The following is a 13532-nucleotide window of genomic DNA, read 5'->3' as shown; positions in this document are numbered from 1 at the left end:
GCCGCAATGTCGCAGTCCGTACGTCGTGTCGCTGTAGTGACCGGAGCCGCCCGCGGCATCGGCGCGGCGATCGCCCGCAAGCTCGCCGCCGACGGCCTGGCGGTCGCGGTCGTCGATCTGGACGAGAAGGCCGGCGCCGAGACGGTCGACGCGATCGTCTCGGCGGGTGGCTCGGCCATCGCGATCGGCGCGGACGTGGCCGACAAAGATCAGGTCCGAGCGGCCGTCGAGCGGACCGTGGCCGAGCTGGGTGCCCCGACGGTGCTGGTCAACAACGCCGGGGTGCTGCGCGACAACCTGCTCTTCAAGATGTCCGAGGACGACTGGGACACCGTGATGGCCGTCCACCTGCGTGGTGCGTTCCTGTTCAGCAAGGCCGTCCAGGAGCACATGGTCGCCGCGAAGTTCGGCCGGATCGTCAGCCTCTCCAGCACCTCCGCCCTCGGTAACCGGGGCCAGGCCAACTACGCCGCGGCCAAGGCCGGCCTCCAGGGTTTCACCAAGACGCTCGCCATCGAGCTCGGCAAGTTCGGCATCACCGCGAACGCGGTCGCGCCCGGCTTCATCGTGACCGACATGACCCGGGCGACCGCGGCGCGCGTCGGGGTCGACTTCGACGACTTCGAGAAGGCGGCGGTGAGCCAGATTCCCGTCGCCCGCGCCGGGCGCCCCGAGGACGTCGCGAACACGGTGTCGTTCCTGGTCGGTGAAGGGGCCGGGTTCGTCTCCGGACAGGTCGTATACGTGGCGGGCGGGCCGAGGGACTGACAGGCTAAGGGTTACTGGCAACTTGCTGAGAAGAGTTACAAAGAAATCATGAACCGACGCATGAGTTCCCGGACCGTGTCGCTCACCAGCACCTTCCTCCTGCTGGCAGCGGGCGGTCTGGCCGCGTGCGACAACGATGAGTACGTGGACGAGGGTTTCTACTGCGCCGACGCCGACGGCACGATCGTCGACGAGGACCTCTGCGACGACGATGGTGGCGGTGGCGGCGGCGGCGGTTTCTTCATCTGGCATTCGTCCGGATACCGCTCGGGCTATCCGATCGGCACCAGACTGCCCGCCGGGGGCACCAAGTTCCCTTACAACGACGCCGCATCCCGGTCGAAGTTCGGGCTGCCCTCCACGGGCAAGATCCCCAACGGCACGGTGAAGAGCAGTGTCGTCGGTAAGGGCGGCGGCGGCTCGTCGTCGGGGGGCTGACGGTTGCGGCGGATTCCGCACGGGCCGGTGCGCGACGGATGGCGGCTCACCAACTACAGCCTCGGCCTGACCTACAACGACGACGTCCTGCCGGACGGGACGCCGTACTCGTACTGGCAGGAGGGGCCGTACTACGACTTCACCGCGGCCGAGATCGAGGAGCTGGAGAGCGCGAGTTCGACCCTCTACGCCATGTGCCTGGAGGCCGGCGACTGGATGATCCAGCAGTGCCCACGGCGTACCGTCGAAGGTCGCCGACAGGGCTACTTCGCCTCGATCTGCACCGCCGACACATGTTTCCTGACCCGGATCGGCATCCCCGAGTACACCCACGAGCAGATCATCCGGACCTGGCTCGACGGTGACGCCGAGACGTGGACCCACCAGGACAAGGACCCGGACGGCCGGCTGCCGATGCAGACGCCGGACTGGTCGCCGACCGTTTATGGTCGCTTCGATCTCTGGTACAACGGGGCCGGCACCGTGCCCCGGCTGCTCGAGTTCAACGCGCAGACCCCCACCTCACTGGTCGAGGCCGCCGTCATCCAGTGGCACTGGATGGATCAGACCGGCGTCGCACAGCACGAGTGGCGCCAGTGGAACTCGATCCACGAGCGGCTCGTCGGCTGGGAGGACGCACCCGGCGAGCCGGGCGACCCCGGCGCGTGGCGGCGCAACATCGGCAAACTCCGCGAGGCGCGTCCCTGGCTTCCGGCGAAACCCAAGATCTACTTCGCGTACGAGACGTCCGAGACCTCGGGTGAGGACCGGATGAACGTCGCGTACCTGATGGCGACCGCGGAGGAGGCCGGGTACCCGGTCGAGCTGATCGCCATGAGCCAGATCGGATGGGACGTCGCCGGGGACCGTGTCCTGTTCGTCCCGGCGCCCGGCCAGGAACACCGTGCCGAGCCGATCGACGTCATCTTCATGCTCTACCCGTGGGAGTGGTTCTGGCACGAGGAGGGCGGCAAGGCCTTCTTCCGCAACATGGCCGATCCGCAGAAACGCGGGACCGTGTGGATGGAGCCGCCCTACAAGGCCGCGCTGCTCGGCAACAAGGCGCTGCTCCCGGTGCTGTGGAAACTCTTCGGCGACGACCCGGAACGCGGGAAGTACCTGCTGCCCGCCTACTTCGCGGAGTCGTCGGGGGCGGCCCGGCTGACCTCGTACGCGAAGAAACCCGTGTGGGGTCGCGAAGGCGGATCGGTGACCCTGGTCCGCGACGGGACCCCGATCACCGGCGTGCCCTCGGAATACGGCTCGGACGGCCGGTATGTCGTCCAGGAACTGTGCGAACTGCCGACCTTCGACGGGCTGGAAGGGCCGGTCCACCCGGTGATCGGCGCGTGGCTGATCGACGGGGAACCGGCCGGCATGGGCATCCGCGAGGGCGTCGGCACCGCCGGCCTGGTCACCACGAACACGTGCAACTTCGTGCCGCACGTGATCAGCTAGCCGGCTTGTGCCGCCAGATCCACCAGAGGCCGACGAAGGGCAGGACCAGGGGGACGTAGCCGTAGCCGCTGCCGAAGTTCGACCAGACGGTGGCGTCCGGGAAGTCGCCGCTGTCCACCACGCTCAGGGTGCCGATCACCAGGACGCCGATCAGCTCGATGGTGCAGCTGATCAGGGCCGTCCGGCGGCCGGTGGGGCCACCGCGGGCCAGGCCCACGGTGGCGGTGATGTAGATCAGGCCGGCGAAGGCGGAGAGCAGGTAGGCGAGCGGCGCCTCGGAGAAGTGGGTGGTGATCTGCACCAGGGCCCGGGCGCTCGCGGACAGCGCGAAGACGCCGTAGACGAGGAGCAGGACCCGGCCGATCCCCGAGCCGAGGGCGGCGTCGGCCGGACGGACGGTGGTCTCCGAGGGGGTCTTCTCAGGCAACGGTCACCGACGCGATCTGCTGCAGGCGCAGCACGAGAACGGGCAGGACTAGACAGCCGACGCCGAGGATCAGGTTGCCCCAGCGCGTCGGCTCCATCTTGGCCAGGATCACCGCGGTCGGGACCAGCCCGGCCGTCGTGACCAGGTAGCCGGCGAAGGTGCCGGTGTCGGCCGGCCGCGCACCGTCGAAGAGGCCGGCGACGGCGACCACGACGAGGACCGCGGTCAGCACACCGAGCACGACGGCGGCGATCAGGTCGATGGGATCCGGCGCCCGGTCGAGGGCCGTCCGCACCAGATACCAGACCGCCAGGACGAGAGCGGCGACAATGGTCGCCGTCGACAGGGCACCGTTCACCCGGCCAGGTTACTGAGGCCCTTCCGGCCTGGTAACTTCCGGCCCGGGGATCAAGAACACGAGGGCGGGGTCAACCGGTGCGCTTCGGACTTTTCGGTACGGGACCATGGGCTCGACTGGCGCACGCGCCGGGGCTGGCCGCACACCCCGGCGTGGAGTTCGCCGGCGTCTGGGGGCGGGATCCGCAGAAGACGGCCGATCTGGCCGGCCGGTACGGCGTCACGGCGTACTCCGACGCCGACGCGCTGATCGCCGACGTCGACGCGGTCGCGATCGCGCTCCCGCCGGACGTGCAGGCACCGATCGCCCTGCGGGCGGCACGGGCCGGCCGGCACCTCCTGCTGGACAAGCCGGTCGCGTTGCGTACCGAGGATGCCGAAGCCCTCGCCGCCGCGGCGGGTGACGTGGCCTCGGTGGTGTTCTTCACCCGCCGGTTCACGCCGGAGCTGGACGGCTTCCTGACCGAGGCGGTGGCGACCGGCGGGTGGGCCGAGGCGCGGATCGACCACCTCGGCTCGATCTTCGTGCCGGACAACCCGTTCGGGGCGTCGCCGTGGCGCCGGGAGCGCGGTGGTCTCTGGGACGTCGGCCCGCACGCGCTGGCCGTGGTGCTGCCGGTGCTCGGCCCGGTCACCGAGGTGACCGCGGTGGCCGGCCCGCGTGATCTGACGTTTGTGCTCCTCCAGCACGCCGGAGGCGCGATCAGCCGGTTCACGCTGGCGGTGGACGCGCCGCCCGCCGCGGCCCGGGAGGAGGCCGTCTTCGCCGGCGACGCCGGGCTCCGGGAGGTCCCGCGCGGGCGGTGGGAGCCGGCCGACGCTCTCGGCCGTGCCGTCGACCAGTTGCTCGCGGCGGCCGCCGGTGGCCCGTCCCCGGCCTGCGATGTCCGTTTCGGCGCCGAGGTGACCGCGATCCTGGCCGCCGCCGAGCGTTCCCTGGCCGAACGCGCCACCGTCGCCGTTCACTCGGGGTGACGGTCGTATTGATCTGGTCCTGGCCGATCTGAGCGCTAAGTGGACAGAACCTGCGCGTTACGGATGGACGCATAGTAGCGAGCCGAATACATTTTCGCCTTGTCACGTGCACCGGGGGCCGAATCGCCCGGCGGTGGCGATCGCGGGCCCGCGACGCTGCCGGCGTACGTGTCGGGGTGAGGGGATGCACTGCATGACCGACCGCACAGCCAGAGGTATGGACGATCCGGCCCGGCGCGGGGGAGCGCGGGCATGACCGGCCTGTGGGATGCCGAGCGCGACGCCTCCGAGGTGGCGCAGGCACTGTCCGGCCTGGCCGCCCTGCTGCGTGAGGGCGACGGCGCCGACCCCAGGGTGCTGCGCAGCCTGGCCGAGAACGGCGGGGCCGCGGCGGAGCGCGTCGTGGCGTACCTACGCCGCCAATGCGCCCCGGGGGACGGCGAGATGGTCGCGGTGCCGCCGCGGCTGGCGGCCTGGCGCGACTGGGTTCCCCCGCGGGGGCATCTGTTCGGCGTACCGGGCGTGCGGCGTCAGTCCGACGGGGTGCCCCAACCGCGGCGCTGCGGTGACCCGGGGGAGTGACACCCGTTCAGGTGGACGTCCGCAGTGTCTCCGACGGTGACTCTCCGAAGCGTTTCCGGTAGGCGGACGCGAACCGCCCGAGGTGGGCGAACCCCCAGCGGTTCGCCACGTCGGCGACGGTGATCGCGGCCGGGTCACCGGTACGGAGCGTCTCGTGCGCCCGGGTGAGCCGGATCTGCTGGAGATACGTCATGGGCGCGCTGCCGATGTGCCGGCGGAACCCGGACTGGAGCGAGCGGACGCTCATCCCGGCGATCGCCGCGAGTTCGCCGACCGTGAACGCGTGTTCCGGCTCGCCGCTGATCGCCTCCAGAACCCGGCGGATCGGCCGGGGCGGTCCGGTGGCCGCCGGTGCCACCAGTTCGGCGGCATACCGGTGCGGCACGCTCAGCAGCAGCCCGCTGAGCACGCTGCTGCACAGCTGTTCGGCGATCAGCGGCTCGAAGATCAGGCTGTTCTCGTGGTCGAACTCGTCACGCAGCAACCGGATGAGCCGGCTCCAGCTGAGCGCCGGGCCCTCGGTGAGGTCGAAGTGGGGCGGCAGGTCGATCGGGCCGTCGAGCGGGTGGCCGAGGAGCGCGACCAACTCCGCCTCCAGCGCCCAGCTCTCGATCCGTACGTCCAGTTCCGCGGTGTTCGGCTCCTGGCGCAGCTGGACCCGGTCACCGGGCCGGAAGACGAGCGCGGTGGCCGGGGTGGCGGTGACCTCGTGCCCGTCCCGGCGGGCGCGCACGAGCCCGCTGAGAGGCAGCGTGACGTGGTAGGCGGCCGGTGACCGGAAGTCCAGGGTCGCGCCGGTGGCGAAGGTGAGGTGGCCCACGGTGAGAGGTCCGAGCCGGATCACCTCGACGCCGAGTCGCAGGTCCCCGCCGGCGGCCATCGGGGCGTAAAAACGATTCAGGACCTGTCGGGCCCGATCGCCGTCGACGCTGTCGCAGTAGACGACGTCCGGCGCCGGCGTGGCGCGCGGCAGGGCGTCAACCATGCCGTCTGGCGCTGCAAGGCATAGGGGTGAGTATTCGGTCAGGCGGGTGGACAGTCAACGTGGCCGCCACGCAGTGACCGTTCCAGCACATTCCGGCCATATGAACTACTCTGGCGTTCCGCGCCTACGTGGCGTAACTTGCAGACCAGCGGATTGTTGTAGGAACGCGGGTTCCCGGTCGGCGTCCCCAGCGAACGCCGCTCAGCGCACGACCCCACTTCTTCGGTCGGCGCCACCGTGTCCCCGGCAGGATTCGGCGTCGGCTCAGAAGGCTCTGACGCCAGGAAGAGGGCAGCTGTGTATCTGCCGATCACGACCCGCCAGCTGGCCGACGGCACCGTCGAGATCGCCCCGAGCGGCGAGATCGATCTGGACAACGCTCACGTCATGAGGGACGCGGTCAACGACGTCCTGACCGGCATGACGCCGAGCCGGATCTGTCTGGACCTGCAACGCGTCATGCTGATCGACAGCATCGGGATCGGCATTCTGGTCGCCTGCTTCCACACGGCCGCCGCGAGCGGTGTGAAGCTGGTGGTCAGCCATCCCAGTGCCACGGTCTACCGGCAGCTCTGGGTGTCCGGGCTGGTCGGCCTCCTCGGGTGCGCCGAGCCGCCGACACCGCGGACCTCGGTGGGCCTGCGCCCGTCCTGACCGGTCTCACCCGTTCGGGCAGGGCCGGCCGACCGACATCGACCGGCCCGTGGTGAACGTCAGTGCAGGGCCGACTCCTGCTTCAGCCGCTCGTCACCGGAGAGGGTGGAGAGCGGCTTCTCCCGGATGAAGAGCACCGCGATCACCGCGAGGAACGCGATCGGCGCCCCGACCAGGAACAGGTCGGCGGTGGCCGTACCGTAGATCTCCTTGATCACCGTGAGGACCTCGGGCGGCAACGTCTCCAGGTCGGGGACCTTCGCCTCGCCGCCACCGGCGGCGGCGCCGAACTTCTCGGTGAACAGTGTGGTGACCCGGTTGGTCAGGACGGCGCCGAGCGCGCTGACCCCGATCGAGCCGCCCATGCTGCGGAAGAACGTCAGTGCCGAGGTGGTGGCGCCGAGTTCGGTCGCGGGCACGTCGTTCTGCGCGGCCAGGACCAGGTTCTGCATGAGCAGGCCGACACCGATGCCGAGAATCGCCATGTAGACCGAGATCACCGGTACGCCGGTGTCCGCGCCGATGGTGCTGAGCAGCAGCATGCCGACGGTCATCACGATCGACCCGGCGACCAGGAAGCCCTTCCACTTCCCGAACCGGGTGATCAGCGCGCCGGCCACGGTCGACGAGATCAGCAGGCCGAAGACCATCGGCAGACCCATCAGGCCGGCCACGGTCGGCGACTTGCCGAGCGAGATCTGGAAGTACTGGGAGAGGAAGACGGTCCCGCCGAACATCGCCACCCCGACCAGCACGCTGGCGACGATGGCGAGGGTGACGGTGCGGTGCCGGAAGATACCGAGCGGGATGATCGGCTCGGTGGCCTTAGACTCGGCCCACACGGCGAGCGCCAGGACCACCACGCCGGCCGAGACCATCGCCGTGGTCTGCCAGGACGCCCACGCGAAGTGCTGCCCGGCCAGGGTGGACCAGACGAGCAGGGTGCTGACGCCCGCGGTGATCAGCAGTGCGCCCAGCCAGTCGATGCTCACCTCGCGGCGGGTCACCGGCAGGTGCAGGGTCCTCTGGAGCAGTGCGATCGCGATCAGGCTGAACGGCACACCGATCAGGAAGCACCAGCGCCAGCCGAGCCACGACGTGTCCACGAGGACGCCGCCGATCAGTGGCCCGGCGATGGTCGCGACGCCGAAGACCGCGCCGAACATGCCGGAGTAGCGGCCCAGTTCCCGCGGCGGGATCATCGCGGCCATCACGATCAGCGCGAGCGCGGTCATGCCGCCCGCGCCGACGCCCTGGATGATCCGGCTGACCAGGAGCACCTCGACGTTCGGGGCGAACCCGGCGACCAGTGAGCCGACCACGAACAGACCGAGGGAGAGCTGGATCAGCAGCTTCTTGCTGTAGAGGTCGGCCATCTTGCCCCAGAGCGGGACGGTGGCGGTCATGGCCAGCAGCTCGGTGGTGACGATCCACGTGTAGACGGACTGGCTGCCGTTCAGGTCGGCGATGATCCGCGGCAGTGCGTTGGCGACCACGGTGGAGGCCAGGATGCTCACGAACATGCCGAGCATCAGACCGGAGAGCGCCTGCACCACCTCCTTGTGCGACATGCGCTCGGCGGTCTCGGCGGGTTCGGGTTCTACTGCTGTCATCGGCTTTCTTTCAGATCGTGGAGGATGGCGAAGGCTTCACGGACGTGTTCGATCAGCGGGCGGGAGCCGCCGGAGCCGGCCCAGCGGATCAGCGCGACCCGGACGGCGGCGTTGGCCACGGCGGCGACGACCGGCGGGCGGGGGTGGTCCGGGGCGAGGCCGGAGCGCGCGGCGATCGCTGCGGAGAGGCGCTGCTCGGCCGAGGCGGCCGCGGCGATGAGCAGTGGCAGCAGCTGCGGGTTGGCGGCGATCACGCGCATCCGGAGCAGCCAGAGGTCCCGGTCCTGCTGGATCTGCTCGAAAGCCGGTGTCAGCGCGTGCAGCAGGGCGTCCAGCAGCGGCAGGTCCGGGATCACGGGGGTGCCGCAGTCCTCCAGGGGGTCGCCGACGAGGGCGTCCTCCTTCGTGGCGAAGTAGTTGAAGAACGTGCGCGGCGACACCTCGGCGGCCGCGCTGATCTCGTCGACGGTCACCCGGTCGGCGCCGCGCTCGTCAGCGAGGCGCAGCGCGGCTGTGATCAGCGCGAGCCGGGTCTGCCGTCGCTTGAGTTCCCGGCGTCCGGGCAGGGGGGAGTCATCCGCGTGCACGCGGAGAGGTTAGTTCCAAACTTGCAGTCTCTGCAAAGTTTTAATCGTTGAGCTGGGCCCGCTCGATCTCGGCCAGCGCCGCCGTCCACCAGGGCGCCACCTCCCGGCCGGCCAGCAGGTCGGTGAGCAGCACCACAGCGTGCCGGGCCAGGGCATCCGGTTTCGGCGGTGACGCGGCGTCCTCGTCGAGCACGCCCAGCGCCGCGGCCAGCAGCCAGAGCATCACCTGCGGATCGGCGTCCGGCCACGACCGGACACCACTCGCCAGCACGGCACGCACGTCGTCGGCGGTCAGCCCGTCCGGATGGCCGTCCTCCAGCAGCAGGCGGACCGCCGTACCCAGGACCAGGCCGGTGCGCGCCGGATCGAGAGCGGCCAGATCCGCCGTCGCCTCGTCGAGCGCGGCGTGATCGGCGGCCCGGACCGCGGCGACACCGGCGGTGGCCGCGGCCGCGATCGGGCGGGCGGGTGCGGGCAGATGCCGCCAGTCGTCCGTCATGCGGGAGACCCTACGGGCGTACGGCCGGCGGGGATCGGGCGGGAAGGACCGGAATGACCGCTCCGGTGGACCACACCGCCCAACCCCGCCCATTCACCGAATAGTGGACGGTAAGTCGTGAAATGATTATCGGAACAAAGGTGAATGTGAAACATGAATGGCATTCGAGCGGTGTTCGGATGTGCGAATCGGCGAGCATTTGGGCACACTGCGTCGGGTGGAGTCGGATCGGAAACTCGGCGGCCGGTACCGGCTGGAGAACGAACTCGGCCGCGGTGGCATGGCGGTCGTCTGGCGTGCGCTGGACGAGGTGCTGGACCGCCAGGTCGCGGTCAAGGTGCTGGCCGGACGCTATGCCGGCGACGACCGGTTCCGCGCCCGGATCCTGCACGAGGCGCGGGCCGCGGCGACCCTCTCGCACCCGAACATCGCGCAGATCTACGATTTCGGCGAGTCCGCCGAGGACGGGCATCCGGTCCCCTATGTGGTGATGGAACTGATCAACGGCCCGACGTTGCAGGAACGCATCGCCCGCGGCCCCATTCCGCCGCGCACCGTCTTCCGGATCTGCGGCGAGGTGGCCACCGCCCTCGCCGTCGCGCACGCCGACGGACTCGTGCATCGCGACATCAAACTCGCCAACATCATGGTCACCCCGGCCGGAGCCAAGGTCGTCGACTTCGGCATCGCCGCCGTCGCCGGGCCCGCCACACCCGAGGACGTCCTGCTCGGCACCCCCGCCTACCTCGCGCCGGAACGCCTCACCGGCGGCGCCATCGAACCCGCCTCCGACGTCTACGCGCTCGGGGTGATGCTCTACCGGCTCCTCGCCGGGATCGCGCCGTGGAGCGTCGAGACCACCACGCAGATGCTCAAGGCGCACGTCTACCAGGAGCCGATCCCGCTGGCCGGTCAGACCGGGGTGCCCGCCGAGATCATCGACATGGTCACCCGGTGCCTGGCCAAGGACCCGGCGGCACGACCGGACGCGGCGGAGGTGGCGGGCATGCTGGGCGACGCGGCCGAGGCCGCGATCCTTTCCCCCACCGATACGGTACGACCGGACGCGCCCGATTTCGCACATGAGGCGTCGGACGGCACCGGCGAACAGACCCGCCCCGTCGTCCGGGCGCCGACGACGCTCACACCAGGGCCGCGCGGAACGGCTGCCCGCAACGGCACGGGGCGGGTGGGCGTACCCCATCGTTGGAAGCATGCGCGGCTGCCCGCCGCAGCCGTCGTGGCGACCCTGGCCCTCGTCCTGCCGTTCGCGCTCGCCGCCGGAGACGGCGACCCGGCCGGATCACCCGGAGCCGCAGCCCCACCGTGGTCCTCACCCACGGTCACCCGCAAAGCTCCCGCCGGGCCGACCGCCACCCCGCCCACCGAGGTGACCAGCCGCCCCGAACGTGCCCCGGTGACCAGCGCAAGCGCCGCAGCCGTGGCAAGCGGCCCGTCACGCACGCCGCAGCCGCCGGCGCCCTCGCAGGCCGGGCCGCAACCGAGCGTCACCACCTCCCGTTCGCCGTCCCCCTCGGCGCCGCCGGTGCAGGGCACCCGTCTGGACTCACCGGGCGGGTCGGTGCTGGCCAAGTGCGTGACCGCCGGCGCGGAACTGCTGGCCTGGGAGCCACGGCCCGGATTCGAGGTGGAACGGGCCGACCCCGGCCCGGACCTGGCCGCGGCCGTGGTGTTCGCCGGCGACCTGATGCGCTACCGGATGACCGTGACCTGCGTCGGCGCGCGGCCCTCCGCGGTGGTGCTGCCGTTGTAGAACCGTTCGTCCGCTCACTGCCGGACCGCGTCGGATGTCCTACTAAACTGCGGCGGCACGCTGCGAAAGGAACATCGATGACGGCGACCGCACCCGACGAATGGTTCACCCGGATCCGAGCGGTGCTCCGCCGTACCCCGCCGCAGTCCGGCCCCACGCCGGCCGCCGCCCCACCATCGGTGCTCAACCTGGCACCCGATCCCGGTTTCCGGGTCGCTCCGGACGGCGTCGACGTGCCCGAGCAGGTGGCCGCCGAGCGGGTCGAGGTGCCCGGCCGGCCCGGCGTGACCGGCCTCAAGGTGACCGTCCCCGGCGGTGGCGGTGCCGCCGTGACGCCGGCCCTGACCACCCTGCCCGCCGGCACCTACCGCGCCAGCGTGTCGGTCTACCTGGCCGAACCGCTGGACGGCCCACCGCCACGCCTGGCCGCCGAGTGGTCACTCGACGAGCCGGTGTCGACCCGGTCGATGCCGGCCCGCAACGAACACGGTCATCATCGGATCGGCGTCACCTTCACCGTTCCCGACGGTGCCCGGGACGTCCGGGTCCGGTTCGGCGCCGGACAGGGCGACGCGATCTGGTACGACTACGCGGTCACCGCCTCCGAGGCGCTGATCCGGCACTTCGACGGCGCCACCCCGGACGACGCCGTCCACGTCCACGAGTGGACCGGCGAGCCGAACGCGTCACCGTCCCGCCGTACCCTGCGCCGTGACCCGGCCGCCATAACCGCGTCTACCGCAGACGACGCTCCCGGTGTTTCTGGGGCTGCCCTCAACGGGCCCCTCGTCATACCGGAGACGCCCGAGGAAGCCGCTGCGCTGCGGGAGCTGATGGCCGGCGATCCGCTGGCCGTCGCCCGGCTCGCCCTCGCCGAGGGTGACACCCAGGCGGCCGTCAACGGGCTGCGGCAGGTGGTCAAGGCCGGCGACCCGGACGGCGAGGCAGCCTGGGAGCTGGGCCGGATCGCGCTCACCGAGCAACGCTGGGCGGCCGCCGAGCAGCTGCTGCGCGGCGCCGTGGCGAAGCGGCCGGAGGCGTTCGAGCGTGGCTACGCGCTGGCACTGGCCTACGACAAACTCAAGCGCCGCGACGACAGCCACCGGGCCTCGGCCGCGGCCCTGGCCCACGACACGAAGCTGCCGTTCGACGGAGCGGCCCTCCTCGACTCCGACGTCACGTCCTTCGGCGCCCGCCGTGAACTGGGCATCTTCCTGGCCGAACACCTGGGCCAGATCCGCATCCAGGCCGAACAGCGCCTGGCCCGCCCGGCGCACAGCACGTTCGACCAGCCGATCTTCGTCTACTGGGCGCAGGGCTTCGACGTGGCGCCGCCGGTGGTGAAGGCCTGTCTGGCCGCGCTGCACGCCAACAACCCCGGTTCCCGGGTGCACGAGCTGTCCCTGGCGAACATCGGCGCCTACGTGGACGTGCCGGAAGACCTGGCAGCCGCGCTGGAGGGCGACCACTACCACTTCTCCGACCTGCTGCGGATGCTGCTGCTGGAGAAGTTCGGCGGAATCTGGGTCGACGCCGCCTGCCTCGTCACCGAGCCACTGCGGCCGCACATCGACCGGGCCCTCGCCCAGGGCAGCGTGTTCGCCTTCACCTACACCGGCCCGTACCTGGTCAACTGGTTCCTGGCGAGCCGCCCGGGCAGCTACGTCATGCACCTGTGGCGAGCCGCGTCCTTCCTGTGGTGGGAGAAACGCGGCGAGATCGTCGACTTCCTCCTGCACCACCACATCTTCGAGATGCTGCACCGCCTGGACGACCGTTTCCGCACCGAATGGGACGCCGGCCTCCGGCTCAACGCGACACCCCCGCACGCGCTGCAGTCGGTACTGCTCCGCCCGTACGACCCGGAGATGTTCCAGACGATCACGGAAGGCGCCTTCGTCCACAAACTCCGCCACCAGCTCCCCGCCGCCGCCGGCGGCAGCGAGTCCTACCTGGCCCGCATCATCCGCGGAGACCACTGAGGGCGGCCGCGCGTATCCAGAAACCGCGAGCCGTCACGCAGGCACCCTTCAGCCGCGGTCCCACCACCCTGAGAGGTACGGCAGAGGCGCCCGGCTGCACCCCAGCACGGCTTCGGACACGGGGATCCGGTGGCCCGGCGGCATCGGCGGCATCGGTGGCGACGCGGGATTCGGTGTCCCGGCGGCATCGGTGGCGACGCGGGATTCGGTGGCTGAGCTGCGGCCGACGGGCACCGACCCTGCCGACGACGTTCTCTTGCGATCGTGTTGTGTTCTGGCACACCGTTATCGCAGAACTCCCCAAGATCGAGGCACAAGCCGCAGACCTCGACACCGACTCCCGGAGAACTTCCGGGACACGGGTTTCGTCTGTGCGTGTAAGGGCCGGCGCGGCGATGGCGGTGAGCTGCACGTATGGCGGTATCCGCCCGAG

The 13532-nt window shown here is 70.7% G+C and carries 14 protein-coding genes; 8 read left to right on the top strand and 6 right to left on the bottom strand.

From position 1 onward, the window contains the following. Positions 1–6 precede the first annotated feature (6 nt). Genes fabG through BC793_RS09005 form a run of 3 tightly spaced genes read left to right on the top strand, consistent with a single transcriptional unit; the run spans position 7 to position 2664 of the window. Positions 7–768, top strand: a complete 762-nt coding sequence (fabG, locus tag BC793_RS09015) for a 3-oxoacyl-ACP reductase FabG (RefSeq protein WP_109591170.1) — start codon at positions 7–9, stop codon at positions 766–768. A 48-nt stretch (positions 769–816) separates the two neighbouring features. Further along, complete coding sequence (locus BC793_RS09010) at positions 817–1206, top strand: hypothetical protein (RefSeq protein ID WP_109591169.1); 390 nt, start codon at positions 817–819, stop codon at positions 1204–1206. Between the two features lie 27 nt (positions 1207–1233). Beyond that, entirely contained in the window at positions 1234–2664 is a 1431-nt protein-coding gene (locus BC793_RS09005) for a glutathionylspermidine synthase family protein (protein WP_239169722.1), read from the top strand. Here BC793_RS09005 and BC793_RS09000 read toward each other — a convergent pair. After that, complete coding sequence (locus BC793_RS09000) at positions 2657–3091, bottom strand: hypothetical protein (RefSeq protein ID WP_109591166.1); 435 nt, start codon at positions 3089–3091, stop codon at positions 2657–2659. The two genes, BC793_RS09005 and BC793_RS09000, sit on opposite strands and share 8 nt — an antisense overlap. Then, a complete protein-coding gene (locus tag BC793_RS08995; protein ID WP_109591164.1) occupies positions 3084–3449 on the bottom strand; it encodes a hypothetical protein in 366 nt (121 codons plus the stop codon). The genes BC793_RS09000 and BC793_RS08995 overlap by 8 nt, the downstream gene beginning before the upstream one ends. Positions 3450–3526: 77 nt before the next feature. Here BC793_RS08995 and BC793_RS08990 point away from each other — a divergent pair, with 77 nt between their 5' ends. Together BC793_RS08990 and BC793_RS08985 are read left to right on the top strand one after the other, a co-directional pair. Beyond that, positions 3527–4423 carry a Gfo/Idh/MocA family protein gene (locus tag BC793_RS08990; RefSeq protein ID WP_109591162.1) on the top strand — a complete coding sequence of 299 codons (897 nt, stop codon included), beginning with the start codon at positions 3527–3529 and terminating at the stop codon, positions 4421–4423. A gap of 252 nt (positions 4424–4675) precedes the next feature. Next, positions 4676–5005: a hypothetical protein gene (locus tag BC793_RS08985; protein ID WP_109591160.1), complete on the top strand. Its 330-nt coding sequence runs from the start codon at positions 4676–4678 to the stop codon at positions 5003–5005. A 7-nt stretch (positions 5006–5012) separates the two neighbouring features. Here BC793_RS08985 and BC793_RS08980 read toward each other — a convergent pair whose 3' ends face one another. Further along, positions 5013–5990: an AraC family transcriptional regulator gene (locus BC793_RS08980; RefSeq protein WP_109591158.1), complete on the bottom strand. Its 978-nt coding sequence runs from the start codon at positions 5988–5990 to the stop codon at positions 5013–5015. Positions 5991–6287: 297 nt separating this feature from the next. Between BC793_RS08980 and BC793_RS08975 the strand changes: the two genes are divergently transcribed. Continuing rightward, the gene (locus BC793_RS08975) at positions 6288–6644 is read left to right on the top strand and encodes an STAS domain-containing protein (RefSeq protein WP_109591156.1); all 357 of its coding nucleotides are present in this window, start codon (positions 6288–6290) and stop codon (positions 6642–6644) included. 59 nt (positions 6645–6703) lie between these two features. On the opposite strand, the gene BC793_RS08970 is transcribed toward BC793_RS08975, so the two are convergent. From BC793_RS08970 to BC793_RS08960, 3 genes are read right to left on the bottom strand one after another with little or no spacing between them, the layout of a single operon-like run. Further along, entirely contained in the window at positions 6704–8257 is a 1554-nt protein-coding gene (locus BC793_RS08970) for an MDR family MFS transporter (protein ID WP_109591154.1), read from the bottom strand. Beyond that, positions 8254–8844, bottom strand: coding sequence for a TetR/AcrR family transcriptional regulator (locus tag BC793_RS08965; protein ID WP_109591152.1), 591 nt, complete (start codon positions 8842–8844; stop codon positions 8254–8256). The genes BC793_RS08970 and BC793_RS08965 overlap by 4 nt, the downstream gene beginning before the upstream one ends. Positions 8845–8884: 40 nt before the next feature. Then, a complete protein-coding gene (locus BC793_RS08960) occupies positions 8885–9343 on the bottom strand; it encodes a hypothetical protein (protein WP_109591150.1) in 459 nt (152 codons plus the stop codon). Positions 9344–9560: 217 nt separating this feature from the next. Between BC793_RS08960 and BC793_RS08955 the strand changes: the two genes are divergently transcribed. After that, complete coding sequence (locus BC793_RS08955; protein WP_109591148.1) at positions 9561–11117, top strand: serine/threonine-protein kinase; 1557 nt, start codon at positions 9561–9563, stop codon at positions 11115–11117. A gap of 77 nt (positions 11118–11194) precedes the next feature. After that, complete coding sequence (locus BC793_RS08950; RefSeq protein ID WP_109591146.1) at positions 11195–13099, top strand: capsular polysaccharide synthesis protein; 1905 nt, start codon at positions 11195–11197, stop codon at positions 13097–13099. The last annotated feature ends 433 nt before the right edge of the window (positions 13100–13532 follow it).

Source organism: Actinoplanes xinjiangensis, assembly GCF_003148685.1.
GTDB classification, from domain to species: domain Bacteria; phylum Actinomycetota; class Actinomycetes; order Mycobacteriales; family Micromonosporaceae; genus Actinoplanes; species Actinoplanes xinjiangensis.
Note: the sequence above shows the minus strand (reverse complement) of the source record. Positions and strands in the feature narration are given on the sequence as shown.

Coding starts and splice junctions, on each gene's coding strand:
- BC793_RS08985 (WP_109591160.1), top strand. CDS start 4,676: ATGACCGGCCTGTGGGATGCCGAGCGCGACGCCTCCGAGGTGGCGCAG.
- BC793_RS08960 (WP_109591150.1), bottom strand. CDS start 9,343: ATGACGGACGACTGGCGGCATCTGCCCGCACCCGCCCGCCCGATCGCG.
- fabG (WP_109591170.1), top strand. CDS start 7: ATGTCGCAGTCCGTACGTCGTGTCGCTGTAGTGACCGGAGCCGCCCGC.
- BC793_RS09010 (WP_109591169.1), top strand. CDS start 817: ATGAACCGACGCATGAGTTCCCGGACCGTGTCGCTCACCAGCACCTTC.
- BC793_RS08950 (WP_109591146.1), top strand. CDS start 11,195: ATGACGGCGACCGCACCCGACGAATGGTTCACCCGGATCCGAGCGGTG.
- BC793_RS08980 (WP_109591158.1), bottom strand. CDS start 5,990: ATGGTTGACGCCCTGCCGCGCGCCACGCCGGCGCCGGACGTCGTCTAC.
- BC793_RS08970 (WP_109591154.1), bottom strand. CDS start 8,257: ATGACAGCAGTAGAACCCGAACCCGCCGAGACCGCCGAGCGCATGTCG.